Below are 22,521 nucleotides of genomic sequence, written 5' to 3'. Positions count from 1 at the left end.
CGATGTTGATAGTAGTTGTTTCAGGTCTGGTTATTTCGCTGTTGATGGGGGCCCTGGTGAGCCCTGTCGGTGCCAAGCCGCGGTTGCCGGGTATTTATGCTGTGCTGAGCGGTTTGGCCTGGTGGCTGGCCTGGTTTGGAGCAGCTTGCCTGTTGAGTCAGAGGCTCTATTTCTCGGTCAGTCTGGTGGTGATTCTGCACGGCGTTCTGATTGCGGTGAACCACGCCAAGTTTACCTCGCTACAAGAGCCCTTCATTCTCCAGGATTTTGAGTATTTTACCGACGCTATCCGTCATCCCCGGCTCTATATCCCTTTTTTCGGCGTTATAAAAACGCTGCTGCTTCTGGCTGCCGGAGCTCTGGCAATCGGGTTGTTCTTCTGGCTGGAGCCATCGTTCCACGGGCTGCTTACCTGGTGGCAGCTTGCTCTGTCGGCTTTGGCAATCTCCTTCATTGCTGCAGGCATAGCCTGGTTGATCAGGCCGCGGCTGGCCCTGCAGCCTGTCGAGGATATGAAGTCGGCTGGCCTGATCTCCCTGCTGCATGCTCACCTGGCTGAATACTGGCTGGCGAGAGGTAGAAAGCTTCCTGAACCCGCGTCCGAGTTTCCGGTTTTTAAGCAGGGTGGCAGCCTGCCAAACCTGGTGCTGGTTCAGAGTGAGTCTTTTTTCGATCCTCGTCAGTCTTATCCCTTTGTGGCACCGTCTGTATTGGAAAACTGGGATCAGTGCGTATCCGAGGCTGTTGTCAGTGGACAGCTTTCCGTTCCCGCCTGGGGCGCCAATACGGTGCGTACAGAAGCTTCGGTTCTGACCGGGCTTTCGGAAGGTGCCATGGGTATCTTTCGCTACAACCCCTATCGCCGTCTGGTGAAGACTCCGGTCTCTTCGCTGGCTTCGCACCTCAGGGCTCAAGGCTACAGGACCGTCTGTGTTCACCCTTACATGGCGCACTTTTATCAACGCGACCGGGTGTTGCCGGCGCTGGGGTTTGATGAGTTCATTGATATCAGGGCTTTTGATCAGGCCGATCGCTGCGGTCAGTACACAGGTGATCTCGCCGTTACGAAAAAGGTCAGCGAGCTGCTGGCAGGGTCTGATAAGCCGCTGTTCATTTTTGTGATCACCATGGAAAATCATGGCCCTCTGCATCTCGAACAGCCTGAACCTGGGCTCGCGGAGGCGGTCTACACAAACCCGCCGCAAGGCCCTGTCGACGATTTGACGGTTTATCTTGGGCACCTGCGTCATGCTGACGAGATGGTCGCAGAGTTAACCGCAGCGGTCGCAAGTTCTGACCGTGGGGGCTCCTTGTGCTGGTATGGTGACCACGTACCGATCATGGCCGATGTGTATCAGAGTTTCGGCGAACCCTGCCCGGATACCCCCTGGTTGATCTGGTCTACGGACCGATCGAATGGTGCCGGGGTGGATACAAAACCGGGCACTGAAACGCTTGCGGCTGAGCATCTTGCATGCCGTTGGCTGGAAATTATAAAAGAGCGCCGTCGTCTATAAACACGATGTATGTATATTTGCTACTATGCGGCGTTACACTGCGAAGAAGTTAGACTCGGGACTGTACACATAGATGGACAAGCGAATTGCTGTTATCGGTTGCTCACTGCGTTTGCCTAGCTGCGACAACACTGAAAGCCTTTGGGAAGCCCTGCTCGAAAAACGTGACCTGGTGACAGAAGTCCATGAGAGTCGCTGGAGTAAGGACGCATGGAAACATCCAGATAAAAAACACCCGGGTAGCAGTTATACCTTTGCGGCGGGATCCCTCGGTGATGTGAGCGGTTTCGACGCGGCATTTTTTGGTCTGTCTCCGCGTGAAGTGACCCATATGGACCCGCAGCAGCGCCTGCTGCTGGAGATGAGCTGGGAAGCGATGGAGCGCGCCTGTATTGCGCCCTCCACTCTGCGTGGCAGCAATACCGGTGTATTCATGGGTATCGCTTCCGTCGATTACGCCTACCGTTTCGCCGATGACTTCAGCGCCATCGATGCCAATACCGGTACAGGTACCGCTTCCAGTATCGCCTCCAACCGAATTTCTTATCTGTTTGACCTGAAGGGCCCCAGTGTCTCAATGGATACGGCCTGTTCCTCGTCTATGGTGGCTTTTCACCAGGCGTGTCAGTCGATCCTGAGCGGTGAAAGTGACCTGGCTCTGACCGGCGGGATCAGTCTGCATCTGCACCCCTACGGCTTCATGATCTTCTCCAAGGCGACCATGCTCTCTCCGGATGGGCGCTGCAAAGTCTGGGATGAGGATGGCAACGGTTATGTCCGTTCCGAGGGCGGTGGCGTCTTCTTACTCAAGGATTACGACAAAGCGGTTGCCGACGGTGATCCTATTATTGCCGTCGTAGCGGCAACCGCTGTCAATACCGATGGCTATAAATCGGGGATTACCGTCCCCAACCCGGATGCACAGATAGCGCTGATGCGCAAAGCCTGTGAGCGTGCAGGGCTGGAGCCGGACCAGATCGATTATATCGAGGCCCATGGTACCGGCACCTCTGTGGGAGACCCCATAGAGACGCGGGCTATCAGTGAGGCCCTGGCCCGTCAGCGCACCAAGCCGCTGAAAATAGGCTCCGTCAAAAGCAACCTCGGGCATCTGGAAACCGCATCCGGCGTAGCAGGCCTTGCCAAGGCGCTGCTGTCGATTCATAACCGCCAGGTGCCGGCGACCATTGGCTTGCGCAAGCCGAACCCAAATATCCGTTTCGATGAATGGAACATAGAAGCCGTCACCGAAACTCTGGAACTGCCTAAAACCGGCCAGTTAACCATTGGCGTTAACTCCTTCGGTTTTGGCGGTGCCAATGCTCACGTGATTTTGCAAAGCCCGCCGGAGGCATCTGAAATCAGTGAAGCGGATCATGAGCCAGGCCGCGATCTGCCGCTGATTCTTACCGCTCGTAACGCGGATGCGCTGAAGGTGATGGCTGAGCGCACCGCCGATCAGCTGGCTTCTGCTCATGCGGCGAGTCTTTATAACCTGTGCTGGAGTGCCCGTTTCCGCCGTGAACAGCATGAACAGGCATTGTTGCTCTGGGCCAGGGATAAGGAACGTGCCGCAGCTGCGCTGAGGGCCTTTGCGAAGGATGAAGAGAACTCGGGTGTATTCAGCGGACGCAGGCAGCTGCAGGAGCAGGGCAGCGTTTGGGTCTACTCCGGAAACGGCTGTCAGTGGGCGGGTATGGGCCGGCAGCTGTTGGAACAGTCGAGCCAGGTCCGCGAGACCGTCGCGGAAGTTAACGCGCTGATCAAGCAGTACTCTGATATATGCGACGTAGAAAAACTACTCGGAGAGCCTCAGGAAGCTGACTGCTATGATCTGACCGAGCTGGCGCAGCCGGCGCTGTTCGCGCTTCAGGTTGCGGTGACCCGTTATCTGCGCGATCAGGGCATCAAGCCCGTAGCCGTGACCGGCCACAGCGTCGGTGAAGTGGCTGCAGCCTGGGCCTCGGGCGCGCTGACGCTGGAGCAGGCCGCGCGCGTCATTTGTATCCGCAGTCACTACCAGGGACAAACTGCGGGCAGTGGTGAAATGACCGCCGTCGCACTGGACGAGCAGAGCCTTAATGATCTGATCGCTGAGCTTGAATGCGACCGCGTTGCCGTTGCTGGCGTCAACAGTGCGAAAGGCTCTACGCTGGCCGGCGAGCCCGCTCAACTCGAGCTGATCGAAACCCGTTTAAGGGAGCAGAGCGTTCGCTTCAAACGCTTGAGCCTGAATTACGCATTCCACAGCCCCTGTATGGATCCGATCGAAACCGGCCTGAAAGAGGCGTTGGCCGGATTGCAGCCGGGCGACAGTGAAATTCCGTTTATCTCCACGGTGACTGGTGAGGAGCTGGGCGGTAAATCTCTGGATGCTGAATACTGGTGGCGCAATATCCGCCAGCCGGTGCTGTTTGAAAAGGCGATATCGAATTGCCTCGAAAAGGGTCAGCGGACATTCATTGAAATTGGTGCACATCCCGTATTGCGCACTTACCTCAATGAATGCCTGCGGGCCGAAGATCTTCAGGGCCAGGTGATTGCAACCCTGTCTCGTGGTCAGGATGGCGCAGAGGAGCTTGAAAGAGCCCTGGCTGAGTTGATTCTGAGCGGCGCGAAAATCGATGAAAGCGCCTGGTTCCCGGTGCAGGGCAAGGCTGTCGCGCTGCCGGACTACCCCTGGCAGAAACAGCCTTACTGGAAGCCAGACAGCACTGAGTCTCTGGGCCTGTTGTCGCGTCACTATCGTCACCCGCTGCTTGGTTATACGTTGCCGCATCAGCCCGGAATATGGGAGTCGCAGCTGGATACCGGACGCCAGCCCTGGCTGGCGGATCATGTGGTGGGTGATGGCGTTGTATTCCCGGGTGCCGGTTATGCGGAGCTCGCGCTGGCCGCTATTGAACAGCACCTGCTTGAGCATGAATCCGACGCGGCTTGGATCGATATCGAAGGCCTCGAAATCCAGGCGCCGATGCTGCTGGAGGCGGGCACTACCAAGGTAGTGAGCACTAGCCTCGAAGAAGTGAGCGGCAAGCTGCGCATCAAAGCACGCCCATACGCTCATGAAGGCGAGTGGCAGAATCACGTTAAGGCACGTTGGTTTGCCGGTAGCGCCGGCCGCCTCCTGGATCGTCAGGGACCAGGAATACCGGAACGGGCAGCAGACTTTAATCGTGAGCAGCATCTGTCCGCGGCGTCCCATATCGGCCTGGATTATGGTCCTGCGTTCCAGGGCGTCAGCGAAGGCTGGGTCGACGGCGACACCGTTATCGGCCGTTACCAGCCTACTGAAGAGATCAAGCAGACCCATGATGGCTTGCTGTTGCACCCCGGTATCCTGGATACAGCTTTCCAGCTATTTATCCCGCTGTTGGCTCAGGAAAAAAACCGTGGCGGCTTCGGTTATGTGCCGGTTCAGATTGAACGCCTCCAATTTAGCCGGGCGAATATAGGCGTCATTCCTGCGCTGGTTCGGGTGCGGCTGGTGCGCCGTTCGCCGCATTCGCTTCTGGCCGAAGTTGAGCTCTTCGATGCCGAGGGTGAAGCGGTTGCAGTGCTGACCGGCGTCCGTTTCAAGGCGGTGCCGTTACGTAAACAGCAGTCACTGGCTATTTCCAAACTGGATATGCCGTTGCTGCCGCTGCCGCTGCCACAGGTTCCCTCTGCGGTGAACCACACCGCTTTATTGCAGGCGTTAGCACCGTTTTTTGCCGATCAATCCGAAGACCGGATGATCACCGAAGTCGAGCCGCTGTTGGATACCCTGGTGCTGGCTGGACTCGAGCATGGGGTCAGCGAGAAACCTGTGCGTCTGGCTCAGTTGGGTGACCAGCAGAAGCGCTGGGCAGAAATGGCCATCAAACAGGGAATGCTGGCCGAAAACGAAGCAGGTGACCTGATTGTTCCTGAACCGCCGGAAGTCGACTTGGCTGGCCTGTGGGAACTGCTGTTGCGTGAGTATCCTGAAGCCTTTGGGCCTGTGCATGCGGTGGGTCGTTTTGGTTTGCACCTGTCCGAATGGTTGCACCAGACCGGCTCATTGCCGGAATTAACCGAACGAGCCTGGAGTGAAACCTACCGCGCACGCTATGAACCGGCCCGAGAAGCCGTATTCCGTGATCTGCTGGCTGAGCAGTTGCACGCACAGCTACAGGATCTGCAGCCGGGCCAGCGTCTGGCGATGGCGGAAGTATGCGCAGGAGAGATGATCCTGACACCGTCGCTGGCAGCGCAGATCAAAGGCGTTAATGCAGAGCTCTGCTTCCTGAGCAGTTCGTCGGCCGCCGTTACAGAGGCGCGTGCCCAGCTTCATAACCCTGAACAGCTGCAGGCGCTGCACTGGGATAAACAGACTCTGCCCGCTGAGTTGGGTTTGCTGGACCTGGTTATTATCCATCTGGACTTTATGCGCCCGTCCGAGGTGCGTCAGTTGCTGCAGCAGTTGCGCACGAAACTCCGGACGGGAGCGCAGGTCATGCTGATGGGGCTGCCCCAGGCGTTCTGGCTGGAGCAGCTTTCAAGTGCAGCGTCTGATCTGCTGGAGCAGGAGGGCAGCCTGCAGCCAGGCGTCGCCCATTGGACCCGCTTGCTCTCCGGTCTTGGCTATGAAATTGCGCAGCAACTGGAAGATCCTGAGCAGCCGGGCAGTGCCTTCCTGCTGGCGGCGTCGCAGCCGCTGGAAGTAGAGGTCGATGATTCGGGTGAGCCGGCGCGGTTGCTGGTGTTGACCGATCAGACCGCTCAGGCATTGAGCGACGAGCTGCTATCTCACTGCGAAAGGGCGCAGGCATTTTCCAGTTCCGATGATCTGCTGGGTCAGCTTTCCGAAGAGGTAGATTCGTCACAAACGACGCAGGTTGTTCTGTTGGCAGGGGCTTGGTCCGAAGGCTCGCCAGAGCAGACGACAAAGCGCTGTGCAGAGATCCGTGACCTGGTGAAATCGCTTGATGCCAAGGATGAAGCGATTCGTCTGACAGTAATTACGGCCGGCGTGGGTGCGGCTCAGCTAACTCCGCAAGCGCTACCGCAGAGCGAACAGGTTATCAGCCAGACCGCTGTCTGGGGCTTTGTTCGCACCCTGATGAATGAAACAGCGTTGCCTCTGCAGTTGATCGATCTGCCTGCTGATCCCGCTGAGATTGATGCGGCTGCCTTTGAGCAGGCTTTGAGCTGTTCGGTTGATGAGGATGAGCAATATCTCGTTGCTGCCGGTGAGCGATACGTGCCGCGTTTGATGCACGCTAAACCGGCCGAGCGAGAGGATAGTGGCGAACCGAATCAGAGCTTTACTCTTGGGTTTGATCAGCCTGGACAGTTGAAGAATCTGCGTTGGAAGCCTCGTGAACTGGCGCTGCCAGGGGATGAAGAGGTAGCCGTTGAGGTCAAGGCTACCGGGCTTAACTTCCGCGATGTGATGTACGCGCTTGGCTTGTTGGCTGATGAGGCGATCGAGAACGGTTTCTCTGGCCCAGCCATGGGGCTTGAGTTTGCCGGTATCGTCACATCGGTGGGCGCTGGCGTAACCGACTTCCGTCCTGGTGACAAGGTGGTTGGCTTTGGCTCCGCCAGCTTCAGCACTCAGATGGTGACCGGGGCTGAAACCCTGGCGCACCTTCCCGCCGATATCAGCTTTGAAGCGGCAGCGACGATTCCGACCACTTTCTTCACCGTGTACTACGCGCTCAAACATCTGGCGCGGCTGCAGCCCGGTGAGCGACTGCTGATTCATGGCGCCGCCGGTGGGGTGGGCCTTGCCGCTATCCAGATCGGTCGCCTGATGGGCGCTGAAATCTTCACCACAGTCGGTTCTGCCAGCAAACGGGATGTGGTGCGCCTGCTGGGCATCGACGCGATTTATGATTCGCGCAGCCACACCTTTGCAGAAGAGATTCTTGCCGATACCGACGGGCAGGGTGTGGATGTGGTGCTCAACTCCCTGGCGGGGGAAGCGGTTAATCAGAACTTGCGAGTGTTGCGCCCCTTCGGTCGCTTCCTTGAGTTGGGCAAACGCGACTTCTACGAGAACACGGCAATAGGCCTGCGTCCGTTCCGCAATAACATCAGCTATTTCGGCATCGATTCTGACCAGTTGATGAAGGTTCATCCGACACTGACCCGGACGCTGTTCCGGGAGATGATGGCCCTGTTTGAAGAGGGTGAACTCTACCCGCTGCCGTATACGGCGTTTGCCGCATCTAATGTGGTCGATGCGTTCCGCTATATGCAACAGGCTAAGCAGATCGGCAAGGTCGTGGTTAACTACCCGCGGCTTCCTGACGCTTCGCAGCCGCCGCTGCAGCAACTGGAGAGCCTGAAGCTGTCGGCCGATAAAACCTTCCTGGTGACCGGCGGCCTCGGTGGCTTTGGTCTGCGTACGGCTCAGTGGCTTGTTGAAAAGGGTGTACGCCACCTGGCCCTGCTCAGTCGCCGAGGTAAGGCTGAAGGCGGCGAGGCTGAGATTATCGCTCAGCTATCTGATCAGGGCGTTGACGTTCAGGCTTATGCCTGTGATGTATCAGATAAGGCCCTTCTGCAAGAAACGCTGGAGCTTATCGAGCAACAGCAGCCGTCTCTTGCCGGTGTGGTGCATGCCGCCACCGTCTTTGCCGACGGCCTGGTAGAAAACATGAGCGACGAGCAGATCTCGCAGGTTTTGGGAGCCAAGGCTTTTGGTGCCCAGTACCTGCATGAACTGACAGTGGATAAGCCGATTGAGCTATTCCTGATGTTCTCTTCGGCTACGACTCTGTTCGGTAACCCGGGTCAGGCGAACTACGTAGCCGCGAACCTGGCTCTGGAGGCGCTGACGCACCTGCGCAAAGCTCAGGGACTGGCAGCAACCTGTGTGCGCTGGGGCGCGATTGATGATGCCGGCTACCTGGCCCGCAATACCCAGATTAAGCAGGCACTGCAGTCTCGCATGGGTGGCGACGCGCTTACCACGGCCCGTGCTTTGGCAGTATTGGAGCAGATGCTATTGCAGAACCAGTCGCTGCTGGGTGTAATGGAGTTTGATTGGTCGGCACTCGCGCGCTTCCTTCCCAAGGCGAATGCTGCACGTTACCAGTTGATTGCTCGCAGTCATGACGGCAGTGATAGCGGTGACAAGGGTGGGGACCTGCTGGCAGAACTACTGAGTTTGGAGCCAGAGGAACAGCTGGTCAGGATTGCTGAGGAGCTGAAGCAGAGCCTTGGGCAGATCCTGATGCTATCCGCGGATCAGATCAATCCCGAACAGTCGGTCTATGACCTGGGCTTTGACTCGCTGATGGGCGTCGAGCTGATCACTGCGATAGAGGATCGCTTCGGTGTGCAACTGCCGGCGATGGCGATCAGTGAGTCTCCGACCATTGCGAAGCTATCCGTTAAGCTGCAGGAGCGTATCAGCGGTGAGCATGACGACAGTGATGATGTAACACATGCCCAGATTGCTGCTCAGCACGGCGTGAGTGAAAAGGAGGTAAAAGGTAGTTGAAAGTCGCGCAATCGATGAAGCAGCGTCTGATCGAACAATCTGTTCAGCGCAAACTAAAACGCAATGACCGCAAGGCGAGCAGTGGCAGCCTGATGACGGGTGCGTCAACACCTAATCGGCGCACCGATTTTTGTCAGCACCCTGGCTGGCAGCAGCTGAACATCATGCGCGAAAGTGCGCAGAAACTGGGGGTTGAAGATCCGTTTTTCCGAGTGCATGAGGGCTGTTCCGGCGCCACAGCCATTATTGATGGCCGCGAGTGTATCAACTTCGCCAGCTACAACTACCTGGGGCTGTCCGGTGATCCGCGTGTGATCGCCGCAGCCCAGCAGGCTGCAGCGAAATACGGCACTTCGGTTTCCGCCAGTCGGATGGTATCAGGCGAGCGTCCGATTCATCGGGAGTTGGAGCAGGCACTGGCACAGGTCTATCAGGCTGATGACGCGCTTGCGTTCGTTAGCGGTCATGCGACCAACGTAACCGTGATAGGTTATCTGATGGGTAGCCGGGATCTGGTGCTGCATGATGAGTACATCCACAACAGCAGCCTGATGGGTTCTCAGTTATCCGGTGCCCGGCGTATGGCATTCCGTCATAACGACCTTAATCATCTTGAAAAGCTTTTGCAGCAAAATCGTCATCAGTTCGAACGGGTGTTGATCGTTGTCGAAGGCCTTTACAGCATGGATGGCGATGCGCCCGACCTGGCGGGCCTGATTGAACTGAAAGAGACCCATGAATGCTGGCTGATGGTGGATGAGGCTCATGCACTTGGTGTCCTGGGGGAGAAGGGGCTAGGTAGTCACGAGCATGCTGGCATCGACCCGAACCGTGTCGATATCTGGATGGGTACGCTGAGCAAGAATCTGTCTGGCTGTGGCGGCTATATCGCAGGCTGTCAGCCGCTGATTGATATGCTGCGCCATTTTGCGCCGGGCTTCCTGTACAGTGTCGGTATGCCCGCCAGTGTCGCAGCTGCGGCGATAGAGTCGCTTCGGATAATGCATGCTGAGCCCGAACGGGTCCGGGCGCTGCAGAAAAATTCAGAATATCTTGCCGTCCAGGCAAAGGCCGCGGGTTTCGATGTGGGGGAAAGTATAGGCCGGGCGGTGGTGCCGGTAATAAGTGGAAGTTCACTGGTTGCGACGCGTCAATCTGTTGAGCTGTTGAAGCAGGGTATAAATGTACAGCCGATCTTGTATCCGGCGGTGCCAGAAAAGAGCGCGCGTTTGCGCTTCTTTGTCTGCAGCGAACACACTGAAGCCCAGATCGATTTTACCCTTGAAGCTCTGCTATTGCAGAGGAAGGCATCCTGATTCCATCGGTGGATGCCCGTAAACGTAGATTAAGCGCAGTAAGAGTTCCGGCCGACTGGCTGGTACCAGCTGAAAACGTTAACATGCACGCCTCAAAGGATTTGATATGCCTTTTTTGGCGGGCATAAATGGAGTTATCTGTAGGTATGCAGACCCCTTTCTTTAGCAGCAAGTCACGGCTGCTGGCAGCTCTGTTCTGTGTCGGCTCGCTAGCCGGTTGCGCGCAAACATCCACTGTGCCCTCTGGCTCCCATTGGCAGGCCGAAGCGGCAGAGCCCAACTACCTCAACCCTGAATTGCAGCAGTTCTTTAATAACTCCGCCGAGCAGGCCTCTGCTTATTTTGACCAGACGCCCTGGGGCAGTCATGCCGATGTGATCGTGCAGAGTCAGTACTATGCCGGGTCCGGGCGTGAATGCCTCCGTCTACAGGTAATCCCAGCTGCTCAATCGGCCAGGGTCGCCATCGCCTGTCAGCAAAATAACCAGTGGGTGGCGGTACGTCCGGTTACTCAACTGCTCAAAGCCCAATAAACCCGGTACTTCGTATGAAACAGATCAAAGCATTATTCCGCCCGATTCTGCTGGGCCTGGGTGCATTGACCCTGACCAGCCAGGTGCAGGCGATAGGCATAGATAGCACCGGTATTCTGCCCGGGATGGAACAGGCGCAACCGGTACCGCAGACCATCGAAGAGCAGCAGTCCCGCACTGATTGGCAAACCGCCCGTTACAGCAAAGCTCCAGGCCAGATGCGCTCTGAAGCTGGTATGGAGCTCGTAGAGCCCTTTGGCAGTCACCTGTTTAATGGTGGCTTTAGCGGCGTCCGGGCCGATGGCCTCAATACCACCTATCGTCTCGTACCCGGCGATCAGGTCACGCTCAGGGTATGGGGTGCAGTAGAGATCGAACGGATTCTACCGGTCGATGCCCAGGGCAATATCTTTATCCCGGGTATTGGTCCTGTAAAAGTTCAGGGCAGCACCAACGGTGAGCTGAACTCGAAGGTAACATCGGCCGTTAAATCGGTTTATCCCGAAGGGGTCCAAGTTTACACCAACCTCCAGGGTGTGCAGCCGGTTGCGGTTTTCGTCACAGGGTATGTTGAACACCCTGGCCGCTATGCGGGTACGCCGACTGACTCACTGCTCTATTTTATCGATCAGGCTGGTGGTATCGACAGCCGTCTCGGCAGCTACCGTAACATCATCGTTAAGCGCAACAACGAGATAATCGCTACGGCAGATCTCTATGACTTCCTGCTGAACGGCAAAATGCCGACGCCACAGTTTCGTGACGGCGACACCATCGTGATCTCCGAACGCGGGCCGGCTGTCGTAGTTACAGGCGACGTTGAACGTGACTACCGCTACGAACTCCAGCCTAATCAAATGACTGGCAGTGAATTGCTGGCACTGGCACGCACCAAATCCGACGTGTCTCATGTGCTTCTACGTGGTAATCGTAAAAACAGGCCTATTTCTGTGTACCTGCCAGTTGAGGAACTGTCTCAGCAGGCGCTACGCAGCGGCGACGAGGTTCTATTCAGCTCGGATCAGCGCGACGAGACCATCGTTGTTCAACTGGAAGGTAGCTTCTACGGGCCTTCTCGCTATGCGTTGCCAAAAGACGCAAGGTTACAGGAACTGCTTGATGCCATCGCAGTCCCGCAGGAGTTAACCGATACCCGCAGCATCTCACTTCGCAGGCTCTCCGTGGCCGAGCAGCAGAAAGAAGCACTTAAAGACAGCCTGCGTCGTCTGGAAACCAACTACCTGTCTGCGCCTTCCTCTACACCTGAAGAAGCAGATATTCGCATCAAGGAAGCGGAGCTGATCGGCAATTTTGTAGCCCGCGCCTCAGAGGTTGAGCCTAACGGCCGGTTGGTGGTCTCCCATGACGATCAAATCAGCAATATCCGCCTGCAGGATGGCGACATCATTACGCTGCCTGAGTACAGGGACTCTATCCTGGTCAGCGGAGAGGTTTTGGTACCTCAGTCTATGGTCTACAAACAGGGGCTGACCGTGATGGATTACATCGAAAGCTCCGGCGGCTTTAGTCAGCACGCTGATGACGAGAATATCCTGGTGGTACGTATGAACGGTGAACTGCGCAAGGCTGAAGATGTCACTTTGAAACCCGGTGACGAAGTTTTGGTGCTGCCGCTAGTGCCGACCAAGAACCTGCAGTTGGCCACCAGCATCAGCCAGATCGTATACCAGATTGCTGTGGCGACGAAGGTCGCACTCGACCTTTAATCGCTTGATGCTAGTCTGATCTTCCCGGCGGGCCTTGCCCGCCTTATTTTCGCATGAGGTCTATGCGTGCAGAGTACAAGAACACCCTGGCAGGTCACCCGCTCGGTCTGGCACGCCATGTTTATCCGAGAAGCGCTTGCCCGGACCATGGCTGACCGTATGGCCTGGTTCTGGATGCTGTTTGAACCGATTGCGATGATTGTGGTGATGGTTCTCATCCGTACCGTGATCATGGGCAATATGCGCCATATTGATGGTGCAGAACTTATCCCCTGGATGATTACCGGCCTGTTTGGCTTCTACCTAGTGCGGGAAAACATGATGCGCCCCATCGGGGCCATTGACGCGAATAAAGGGTTGTTTTCCTACCGGCAGGTAAAGCCAATTGATCCAGTTTTCGTGCGATGTTATCTGGAGGGGCTGCTTAGATCCTTTGTTTTTATTCTGTTTATTGTGGTAGGTACGCTTCTGGATGTCGATCTTGTGCCTGCGGAGCCTTTGGCTGCGCTCGGAGCCTGGTTTTCGCTCTGGTGCCTGGGGTTAGGTGCAGGCCTTGTATTTTCTGCACTCGCGGGGCTGGTTCCGGAGATAGGTAAGATTCTACGTATTATTTCCATGCCTTTGCTGATTATCTCGGGTGTGATCGTTCCTCTGAATTTTGTGCCCCATGATCTGCTGGTCTATGTGATGTGGAACCCCATCGTGCACGGTCTGGAAACCCTGCGTGCAACATTCTTCCCCCTTTACAGACCGGTGCATGGCACCAGTCTACTGTATCTCTGGTATTGGGCTTTAGCGATGATCACCTTGGGCCTAATGCTGCATGTTCGCTTTGAGTTGAGGTTAAAGCGGCAATGATAAAAGTGGAAAACCTCTACAAGCGCTATCACAACCACCATGGAAGTGACTGGGTGCTCAAAGATGTAAATATCGAAATCCCCAGCAATGTCAGCGTGGGACTTGTTGGCCGCAACGGCGCAGGCAAATCCACGCTGTTGCGATTGATAGGGGGGATGGATAGCCCTGATCGGGGCCGGATTGCCACTGACAGCCGTATCTCATGGCCAATCGGCCTTGGCGGCGGGCTGCAAGGATCTATGACCGGGCGGCAGAATGTGCGCTTTGTCGCTCGTGTTCACGGCAGCCGAGATGATATTGACAATATCGTCGCGCGAGTCGAGGAATTTGCAGAGATAGGGCAAGCCTTTGATGAGCCAGTAAGGAGCTACTCCTCAGGTATGCGATCAAGGCTGAATTTCGGCCTTTCGCTTGCATTCGACTTCGATGTCTATTTATCGGATGAGGCGACAGCTGTCGGTGACAGGGCCTTCAGGGCGAAGGCTACCAAGGCGTTTAGTGACCGGATAGGAAAAGCAAGCATCATCATGGTGTCCCACTCAGAGGGGATTTTGAAAGATTTGTGTCAATCCGGCATTTGGCTCAACCAGGGACAAGCGATCTGGTTTGACGACATTAACGAAGCTATCGATGCATATCATCAGAGTAGCGGTAAGAAAGATAAGGGTAGCGAAAAGGGATGAAAACGGACACTAAACAGCTCATCAAGAAATACCCTTACTGGTTTGTCTGCCTGTTATCGATAGTCTTCATGGCGTTTTACTGGGGGATTTGGGCCAGTGACCGCTATGTATCAGAAGCTAATATCGTGTTGGAAAGTCCGCAGATCGCGGCGCCAACACTAAGCTTCCAGTCATTGCTTAGTGGTACTGGGGGCAATAGTGGTGACATGCTATTGCTGCGTGACTACTTGTTGTCAGTGGATATGTTGCGTAAAGCAGATGCAGCTCTTGATCTGCGTGGCCACTATACGCAGAGCGGTATCGATTTTTTCTCGGCGCTGTCAGCGGCAGATGTGACGATTGAAGAGCTGCATGAGTACTTTTTGAAACGCGTATCTGTTGAACTGGACTCCTATGCTGGCGTACTTCGCGTCAAGGTGGTCGCTTTTGATCCTGAAATGGCACATTCATTAGCGACTTTCCTGCTGAGTGAAGGTGAGCGGCACATGAACCTCATGGGGCAGAGGCTTGCAGAAGAACAGGTTCGTTTTCTGGAGAAGCAGGTCGCTAATCAGGCGAAACAGTTTGATAAGGCGCGCCAGAAGTTGATTGAGTACCAGAATGAGAACGGTCTGGTATCACCGACAGGTACGGTCGAAAGTATCAACGCGGTAGTAGCCAGTCTCGAATCCCAACTAGCTAATCTCAGAGCTAAAAAGACGGCACTCTTGAGCTACCAGAGCCAGCGCTCACCAGAAGTACAGCGCGTCGAAGCTGAAATCAAGGCGTTGATTCAACAAATCAGCCTCGAACGAGCTCGGATGGCCCAGCAGTCAGGTGGTGCATTGAACGTAGTTTCGTCCGAATACCAAACGCTTGAACTAAGTACCCAGTTTGCTCAAGAAAGCTACTCAGGCGCCTTAATGGCACTGGAAAATACGCGTATTGAAGCAGCACGTAAGCTCAAGCAGGTATCTGTGCTGCAGAGCCCGACTTTGCCGGAATATTCAGTAGAGCCGCGTAGGCTCTACAACACAGTGGTGTTCGCGATTATCGCTTTGCTGGCAGGGCTGATCCTACAGATGCTGGTGTTGATCGTGAAAGATCACAAAGATTAGGTTTCTAAAGGTTTTGGTAAGTGATGATAGGGCCAAAACCTTTAAGTTGAATTTGAGAATAGAGTCGGTTTACCGGCGAAGCTAAGTGCGGTTTGAGGTTGCTCTCCGTTAGGGAGGATAGCGCGACCGGGCGGTAGCGTGCCTGAGATTAGTCAAGGAGTTGTTATGGTTCAAAAAACCTTTTTTGTGACCGGTGGTGCCGGCTTTATCGGTTCGGCCGTTGTACGTGAGCTTATTAATCACAGTAACCACAAAGTCGTTAACGTCGATAAGTTAACCTACGCGGGCAATCTTGAGTCTCTTTCCAGTATTGAGCAGAATCCCCGGTATACCTTTATTCATGCGGATATCGGTGATCCGGTAGCGATGCAGAAGGCACTATCCGACCACGAACCAGATATCGTTATGCACTTGGCAGCTGAAAGCCATGTGGATAGGTCCATTGATGGGCCCGCAGAGTTTATTCAAACCAATATCGTTGGTACGTGCGTACTGCTGGAAGCTGTTCGTAACTATTGGAATAGCTTGAAAGAGTGGGCGCCAGATAGAGCCGAAGCTTTTCGTTTCCACCACATATCAACAGATGAAGTTTACGGAGACCTACCTCACCCGGATGAGTTCACCGGCGATGAGCTTCCTTTGTTCACTGAGACAACAGCTTATGCGCCAAGCAGCCCTTATTCTGCCAGCAAGGCCAGTTCAGACCATTTGGTCCGTGCTTGGCAGCGTACCTATGGCTTGCCAACCCTGGTGACAAACTGTAGCAACAATTACGGCCCGTACCATTTTCCTGAAAAACTTATCCCACTGATGATCCTCAATGCCCTCGCAGGAAAGCCCCTTCCCGTATATGGTGACGGTAAACAGATTCGAGACTGGCTGTATGTTGAAGACCATGCCCGCGCGCTGATACTGGTGGCGCAAAATGGGGATATAGGCGATACCTACAATATCGGTGGCCACAACGAAAAACAGAATATCGAAGTGGTTCATACGCTCTGCGATACTTTGCAGAAATTAGTCCCCCAGAAAGAAAGCTACCGCGACCTCATTACCTACGTAACCGACCGCCCAGGTCACGATGTGCGCTATGCCATTGATGCCGGAAAAATTGAACGAGAGCTAGGCTGGAAACCACAAGAAACTTTCGAAACCGGTTTGCGCAAAACAGTCCAATGGTACTTGGATAACGAAGAGTGGTGGAAGCGTGTTCAGAATGGTAGTTATCAGGGGGAGCGCCTAGGGATATCTAAATGAATATTCTCATAACAGGCAGCACGGGTCAGGTTGGTTACGAACTTTGTCGGTCATTGGCACTCTTTGGGCAAATAAAGGTGCCGACGCGTCAAGAGCTGGACTTGGAAGACCCGTTGGCTGTTGATGAATATTTAAAAATTCATAAGCCCGACTTGATTGTTAACGCTTGTGCCTATACCGCTGTTGATAGGGCCGAGTCCGAGCCGGAAAAAGCTCGGAGATTAAATATGGAGTTGCCTGCTCAGTTGGCCGAGTATGCTCATGCCAAAGGTATCTGGCTAGTGCACTACTCATCTGATTATGTCTATCCAGGTATTGGTGATACACCTTTCAGTGAAGTAGCTCCTACGGGCCCTTTAGGGGTTTATGGAAAAACTAAGCTGGAAGGTGATGAGGCAATTGCGGCCAGCGGGTGTAGGTATCTAATTTTTCGTACAAGTTGGGTTTACAGTGCTCGTGGCAACAATTTTCTGAAAACGATGCTTCGTTTAGCCGAAGTGAAAAACAGTTTGAATGTTGTTGCGGACCAAATCGGAGCACCAACACCCGCACGGCTAATAGCCGGTGTCACTGCGGTTGCCGTCTGTAAAATAGTCTCCTGCCGTAATTATCGAGAAGTGCAGGAGGCAGAATGTGAAACTGTGGCTTCCGGTATTTATCATCTGTCACCCACTGGTGAAACTAGTTGGTATGATTTCGCGCAATCGATTTTTAGGCTTGCAGCAGCAAAAGGAAAGATACTCGCACTTGAACTTAGTAATGTTAATCCTATACCGACCGGTGATTATCCTACCCCAGCTAAACGGCCTTTGAACTCACGGCTTGATTTAAAAAAAATACAAAGCACTTTTGGGCTCTCATTGCCCAGCTGGCAAGACCAGTTAGCACTTACATTGACTGAATATTTGGAGAAATCATGAAGGGAATTATTTTGGCTGGTGGTTCTGGTACTCGCCTGCATCCAATCACTAAAGGCGTTTCAAAACAGCTACTCCCTGTTTATGACAAGCCGATGATCTACTACCCTGTCTCAGTACTTATGTTGGCAGGTATCCAGGAAATACTTGTAATTTCGACACCAGAAGATCTACCTCATTACCAGCGTTTACTGGGAGAGGGTGAACAGTTTGGCGTTCGCTTTGAATATGCTGAACAGCCAAGCCCAGATGGGTTAGCTCAGGCCTTTATTATCGGCGAAGAATTCATTGGAGATGATTCAGTATGCTTAGTATTGGGTGACAATATCTTCCATGGTCAGCATTTTTCTGAGCAGTTGAAACGTGCTGGTGAACAAAAGAAAGGTGCAACTGTATTTGGTTATATGGTGAATGACCCTGAGCGTTTTGGTGTGGTGGAATTTGATGAGGCTGGAAAAGCAGTTTCAATTGAAGAAAAGCCTGAAAAGCCAAAATCGAATTACGCAGTGACCGGTCTCTATTTTTACGACAATGATGTAGTTGAAATCGCTAAAAATGTCAGGCCTTCAGAGCGTGGTGAGCTGGAAATTACTAGTGTCAATAATGCGTATCTTGAGCGCGGTGATCTTCATGTAGAACGCCTCGGTCGCGGTTTTGCGTGGCTTGACACGGGCACACACGATAGCCTGCTTGAAGCCAGTAGTTACGTACAAACCATTGAGCACCGTCAAGGCCTTAAAGTAGCTTGCCTTGAAGAAATTGGTTTTCATAATGGTTGGCTTACTAAAAAGGCGCTTCAGGAACAAGGTGAGCAGCTTAAAAAGACACACTATGGCCAATATATTTTAAAAGTGGTCAAAGAAGCAGGTGGTGAAAATGGAGTTTGAGCCATTAGCCATTCCTGATGTGATCCTGATCACGCCCAAGGTTTTTGGTGATGATCGTGGCTTCTTTATGGAAACTTTTCGGCAGTCTGAGTTTGAACGGCACTGCGGAAATTATACCTTCGTTCAAGATAATCATAGTAAGTCTAAACAGGGAATCTTGCGGGGCTTGCATTATCAGTTGGATAAACCCCAAGGCAAGTTAGTTCGCGTCACCAAAGGTGAAGTCTATGACGTGGCTGTAGATATGAGGGAAAATAGTCCGACTTTTGGAAATTGGGTGGGTGTGCATTTAAGTGATGCCAATAAACAGTTTCTCTGGCTGCCACCGGGGTTTGCTCACGGTTTTTATGTGATCAGTCAAGAGGCTGAATTCCAATATAAGTGTACCGACTATTACAATCCTGGTGATGAGTATTGTATTCGCTGGGATGACCCAGTGCTTGCAATAGATTGGCCTATTGTTTCAGGCTTTTATCCAGCGTTATCAGAAAAAGACTCGGCGGGTCAAAGTCTGAAGGATGCCCGCAAGTTTAGTTGATAAACAGAGAACCAAGTTTGTGAAAAAGATACTACTTTTAGGTGCGACAGGCTTCATAGGCTCTAATATAGCACGTGAGCTGGATCGTCAAGGAAGACCGTGGTCAGGAGTTGCGCGAACAGGTAGGGAGGGTAGTAACTCAATATATACATTCGAGGATGAGGAGGAGATTCTTTCTGCTCTTGATAGCTCTTCTATCGTTGTTAATGCCCTGGGTGGCCTTAAACCTAGAAATTTTGAGGATGACCTGAATGGTGCTATGAATGAATTTTGGGCCGCTATGCAGCGGGTATTGAGGCTTTTACGTCAAAGGCCTCCAGCTGCTTTTTTGCAAATATCCTCAGCTGGTACCGTATATGGAGAAGCACCGGGGCGGCCAAGTGTTGAGTGTGACCCCGTGTCCCCTCAATCTTGGTACGGCAGAATGAAAGTGGTAGAAGAAGCCCTATTCCAGCAATTTGCACACGAAAAAGATATTACTTATACATGTGCTAGAGTAACGAATCCTTTTGGGAATGAGGATCATCCTACTCACGGCTTAGTTGATGTTTTGATTGATCATGTGTCACGCAAAGAGCCGTTCTTCGCGCATTATCACCCTGCTGCATGTCGTGATTATATTTATGCCCCAGAAATGGCGCGTGCTTTGGTAACTATGATAGATCGTTCTTTGCCTGGAATTTACAATATCGGGTACGGTGTACCTGTGAATCTACAAGAACTTGTCGATATAACTAAAAACTTGCTTCCCGGTGCGGAAATCGTTGTCGGCACACCCAGCGAGGGTGATGTTGTGACAAGTAGTGTTTCGGTTCAACGCTTTCACGACTCATTTGGTTTAGCGATTGGTGGGCCTTCGGCAAAAGAATATCTTTATGACAAGCTTTCAAAGGTAGTTGTATGAAAAAATTGATAGGAAAATTTGTCAAACGAGATAATTCATGGGCTCATTATAAAATTTTGGAAAAAAGTGGTGTTGACTGGACAGTATATGCCAAGACTTTACCAAAAAATGTCGATGATCCCATTGAGCACTTTCTGCAGCATTACGAAAAGCACCCGCTTGTGGTCGCCGGTTGGTTTGACTCTGGTTTTTATCTAGAGGCATATCCCGACGTCCGGAGCAACAGCAACAATCCGTTAGTTCACTTTCTTCGTTATGGGCGTCACGAAGGAAGGACAGGCTGTGCAGAGCAGCTTGCAATAACTGAGCGAGTCGAGCCGGGGATAGAGAGCGGTGAAGAGATAGAGTACCCGAAGCCCTCGGGGTCTGTTCTCGGAACTGAGTTGTTTGACCTTATGCTTGAAAATGGTGTGATTGGGAATGACTACGACCGAAAGCACGTGCATCAATGGATTAAAGATCTTCTTGAGGTTTCCGAACACGGCAGAGCATATATCGAGGGGCTGTTTGACCAAACGCTTTATGAAACGATATATCAGGATATCGCTAGTGCTCCCATAAATTCACTACACCACTTTATTAGGCATGGGCTTCGGGAAGGACGTGTTGGCTGGCTCGATGTGGATACGATTTTTACCGAAGGTGGAGTCGAACCAGACAATCTAAAGTCTACGTTGCTGGTGGTCAGTCATGATGCCACGGCAACGGGTGCTCCGGCTGTAGCGTTGGAAGTGGCGAGGCGTTTGTCCCGAAAATACAACGTTATCACGGCTACTCTACGTGGCGGTGCCTTGCGTTCCAAGTTTATCGAGGCAGGTGTTGCCCATCTTGATGCGCCTGGTGTGAACGGTATTGGCGCATTGACCTATTGTCTTGAACGTCTGCGCGAGCGTCATGACCTCTCCGCAGTGCTCTTGAATTCCGTCGAGTCCATCGACATGGCGGACGCCGCGGCTTCTCTTGGCCTGCCAACCGTAAGTCTCTTGCATGAATACGCTGAATATACTCGCCCGGTTGGAAAGGTAGCCCGGATGCTGCTCACTTCGGACCTAGTCGTCTATCCGGCGGAGAGTTTGGCGCGCTCGGGCCTGCGCGAACTCGAAAAGGCTGGGGGAGTGAAGCATGCCCCTCGACACTTGCGAATCCAGCCGCAAGGCTATCTCGGCTTTCAGTCGCATGAAGAAGACGATGACTGGTCGCTCAGGTCTCATCTCGCTCTGTCCGAGGACGATCTGCTCGTAGTTGGCGCTGGGCACATACAGCCACGAAAAGGCGTCGACTGGTTTCTAGAGACTTGCCACTCGCTGCAGCAAGCACTGTACAAAAAGGGTGATAAACGAGCGGAGCGTCTGCAATTTGTCTGGCTTGGTGGAGGTTACGACGAGAGCGATACCTCCGTCAGCGTCTGGCTAGATGCTTACATTCATCGTGCAGGTATCGAGGATAGGGTGCACTTTCCTGGATCGGTGCATGACGTTGGGGCAGCACTTAATGACGCTGACCTCTTTCTGCTGACCTCCCGGCTAGATCCTTTTCCCAACGTTGCGGTTGATGCCCTCAATGCTGACTGCGGCATAGGCGCGTTCCGAGACGCTAGTGGAATTGCCGATTTTGTTGAAGAGCACGCAGCACGTGCTGTGCTCGGCGACTATGGTGATCCGCGCGATCTGGCTTACAAGGTCGCTGAACAGTTTGATTACCTTGTTCGTCGAGATGGTAGTAATGCTCGGATATGCCAGCGGGAGTTAGACTTTGACAGCTACATAGACAAGTTGATCGAAGACTTGGAAGAGTCAATTACCCGCAAGACTGCGATCCGTCGTGCAGTAGAAAGTGAGATATTCCGCGAGCGATTCGATCCCGACTTCTATGGATTGTCTTTCTTTGGACGGGAAAGCCGGGCAGAGCATTTTCTCAGCCTGCTGTACAAGGGGATTGCGCAGGCTAAGCCGTTCCCAGGGTCCGACATACAGAGCGTATTGGATGAATACCAGGAAAAGGCGATCGCCTTCCCCGAGCTTGTAGAAAAGGCAATGACTACTACAGTCGATATGATGCCTGTGCATCTGCTATCGGGCACCTGCGAGTCTGCTACTTTTCGTGGCAGAATTGCTCTGCAATTTCACATCTACTTTGCCGACCTCATCCCGAGATTCTGTACTTACTTCCAGGTACTGGCAGAGCATGACGTCGATCTGTTTGTAACCCATGTCCCAGAGCTAACCGAGGAACAAATCGAGCTGTTGAAAGGCAGTGTCTCTGGCACGATGCACTTGCGCAAAGTGGATAATAGCGGCCGGGACGTTTATCCCTTCCATCGTCAGTTCTGTGAAGAGATCTTTGGGCGATACGAATTGATGGGCCATTTTCACACCAAGAAATCGGCTGATAATGCCGACGGTGTTGGTGATCGCTGGAGGCGTTATTTAGCGCATAACCTTCTAGGTTCACCCAGTGCCGCACGAGAAATTCTGGACAAGTTTAATAATGAACGCGTTGGTTTGATCTTCGCGGAAGACAACCATCTTCCAGATGAAGGTAAGAACGGCCAATACATAGAGCAGCTTCTGGAACCACTTAACCAGTCGCGCTGGCCAAATTACAGACATTTCCCGTTGGGCACCATGTTTTGGGCGCGGGTATCAGCTATTGAGGCGATCACACAATGGGCATCCCATACATTCGACTTACCCGAGCCGATTCCTTACGACGGCTCTATTCTGCATGCTTTTGAGCGCATTCTTCCACAGTTGGCTATGGAAGCGGGATACGAAGTCCAGCGGGTTTACACAGCCGGAACAAAATGGTGA

At 53.3% G+C, this 22,521-nt stretch carries 14 protein-coding genes; all 14 read left to right on the top strand.

Annotated features, from left to right (window positions below; all coding sequences use genetic code 11):
* Positions 1-2 precede the first annotated feature (2 nt).
* Positions 3-1,517: an LTA synthase family protein gene (locus C4S72_RS12560; protein ID WP_104003462.1), complete on the top strand. Its 1,515-nt coding sequence runs from the start codon at positions 3-5 to the stop codon at positions 1,515-1,517.
* Between the two features lie 73 nt (positions 1,518-1,590).
* A complete protein-coding gene (locus tag C4S72_RS12555; RefSeq protein WP_104003461.1) occupies positions 1,591-8,994 on the top strand; it encodes a type I polyketide synthase in 7,404 nt (2,467 codons plus the stop codon).
* 14 nt (positions 8,995-9,008) lie between these two features.
* Positions 9,009-10,310: an aminotransferase class I/II-fold pyridoxal phosphate-dependent enzyme gene (locus C4S72_RS12550; protein WP_407657710.1), complete on the top strand. Its 1,302-nt coding sequence runs from the start codon at positions 9,009-9,011 to the stop codon at positions 10,308-10,310.
* A gap of 146 nt (positions 10,311-10,456) precedes the next feature.
* The gene (locus C4S72_RS12545; RefSeq protein WP_160115512.1) at positions 10,457-10,843 is read left to right on the top strand and encodes a DVU3141 family protein; all 387 of its coding nucleotides are present in this window, start codon (positions 10,457-10,459) and stop codon (positions 10,841-10,843) included.
* A 14-nt stretch (positions 10,844-10,857) separates the two neighbouring features.
* Entirely contained in the window at positions 10,858-12,570 is a 1,713-nt protein-coding gene (locus C4S72_RS12540) for a polysaccharide biosynthesis/export family protein (RefSeq protein WP_104003458.1), read from the top strand.
* 66 nt (positions 12,571-12,636) lie between these two features.
* On the top strand, positions 12,637-13,428 hold the full coding sequence (locus C4S72_RS12535; RefSeq protein ID WP_235009136.1) for an ABC transporter permease: 792 nt from the start codon (positions 12,637-12,639) through the stop codon (positions 13,426-13,428).
* Positions 13,425-14,111: an ABC transporter ATP-binding protein gene (locus C4S72_RS12530; protein WP_104003456.1), complete on the top strand. Its 687-nt coding sequence runs from the start codon at positions 13,425-13,427 to the stop codon at positions 14,109-14,111. Before C4S72_RS12535 ends, C4S72_RS12530 begins: the two co-directional genes overlap by 4 nt.
* Positions 14,108-15,208 carry a chain-length determining protein gene (locus C4S72_RS12525; RefSeq protein WP_104003455.1) on the top strand — a complete coding sequence of 367 codons (1,101 nt, stop codon included), beginning with the start codon at positions 14,108-14,110 and terminating at the stop codon, positions 15,206-15,208. Before C4S72_RS12530 ends, C4S72_RS12525 begins: the two co-directional genes overlap by 4 nt.
* Before the next feature lie 165 nt (positions 15,209-15,373).
* A complete protein-coding gene (gene rfbB / locus C4S72_RS12520) occupies positions 15,374-16,465 on the top strand; it encodes a dTDP-glucose 4,6-dehydratase (RefSeq protein WP_104003454.1) in 1,092 nt (363 codons plus the stop codon).
* Complete coding sequence (gene rfbD, locus C4S72_RS12515) at positions 16,462-17,385, top strand: dTDP-4-dehydrorhamnose reductase (RefSeq protein WP_104003453.1); 924 nt, start codon at positions 16,462-16,464, stop codon at positions 17,383-17,385. The genes rfbB and rfbD overlap by 4 nt, the downstream gene beginning before the upstream one ends.
* Positions 17,382-18,269 (top strand): glucose-1-phosphate thymidylyltransferase RfbA, encoded by an 888-nt coding sequence (rfbA, locus tag C4S72_RS12510; protein ID WP_104003452.1) that lies wholly within the window; start codon positions 17,382-17,384, stop codon positions 18,267-18,269. The genes rfbD and rfbA overlap by 4 nt, the downstream gene beginning before the upstream one ends.
* Positions 18,259-18,807, top strand: coding sequence for a dTDP-4-dehydrorhamnose 3,5-epimerase (gene rfbC / locus C4S72_RS12505; protein WP_104003451.1), 549 nt, complete (start codon positions 18,259-18,261; stop codon positions 18,805-18,807). Before rfbA ends, rfbC begins: the two co-directional genes overlap by 11 nt.
* A gap of 19 nt (positions 18,808-18,826) precedes the next feature.
* Positions 18,827-19,711 carry an NAD-dependent epimerase/dehydratase family protein gene (locus C4S72_RS12500; protein WP_160115511.1) on the top strand — a complete coding sequence of 295 codons (885 nt, stop codon included), beginning with the start codon at positions 18,827-18,829 and terminating at the stop codon, positions 19,709-19,711.
* Positions 19,708-22,521, top strand: coding sequence for a rhamnan synthesis F family protein (locus C4S72_RS12495; protein ID WP_104003449.1), 2,814 nt, complete (start codon positions 19,708-19,710; stop codon positions 22,519-22,521). The genes C4S72_RS12500 and C4S72_RS12495 overlap by 4 nt, the downstream gene beginning before the upstream one ends.

The organism is Marinobacterium lutimaris (assembly GCF_900108065.1).
Classification (GTDB): Bacteria; Pseudomonadota; Gammaproteobacteria; order Pseudomonadales; family Balneatricaceae; genus Marinobacterium_D; species Marinobacterium_D lutimaris.
This window is presented reverse-complemented; position numbering and strand designations above follow the sequence as displayed.

Bases quoted from the DNA above. Each gene is read 5' to 3' on its own strand.
- rfbA (WP_104003452.1), top strand. From the start codon at position 17,382: ATGAAGGGAATTATTTTGGCTGGTGGTTCTGGTACTCGCCTGCATCCA.
- C4S72_RS12545 (WP_160115512.1), top strand. From the start codon at position 10,457: ATGCAGACCCCTTTCTTTAGCAGCAAGTCACGGCTGCTGGCAGCTCTG.
- C4S72_RS12550 (WP_407657710.1), top strand. From the start codon at position 9,009: ATGAAGCAGCGTCTGATCGAACAATCTGTTCAGCGCAAACTAAAACGC.
- rfbD (WP_104003453.1), top strand. From the start codon at position 16,462: ATGAATATTCTCATAACAGGCAGCACGGGTCAGGTTGGTTACGAACTT.
- rfbC (WP_104003451.1), top strand. From the start codon at position 18,259: ATGGAGTTTGAGCCATTAGCCATTCCTGATGTGATCCTGATCACGCCC.
- C4S72_RS12555 (WP_104003461.1), top strand. From the start codon at position 1,591: ATGGACAAGCGAATTGCTGTTATCGGTTGCTCACTGCGTTTGCCTAGC.
- C4S72_RS12495 (WP_104003449.1), top strand. From the start codon at position 19,708: ATGAAAAAATTGATAGGAAAATTTGTCAAACGAGATAATTCATGGGCT.
- C4S72_RS12530 (WP_104003456.1), top strand. From the start codon at position 13,425: ATGATAAAAGTGGAAAACCTCTACAAGCGCTATCACAACCACCATGGA.
- rfbB (WP_104003454.1), top strand. From the start codon at position 15,374: ATGGTTCAAAAAACCTTTTTTGTGACCGGTGGTGCCGGCTTTATCGGT.
- C4S72_RS12560 (WP_104003462.1), top strand. From the start codon at position 3: ATGTTGATAGTAGTTGTTTCAGGTCTGGTTATTTCGCTGTTGATGGGG.
- C4S72_RS12525 (WP_104003455.1), top strand. From the start codon at position 14,108: ATGAAAACGGACACTAAACAGCTCATCAAGAAATACCCTTACTGGTTT.
- C4S72_RS12540 (WP_104003458.1), top strand. From the start codon at position 10,858: ATGAAACAGATCAAAGCATTATTCCGCCCGATTCTGCTGGGCCTGGGT.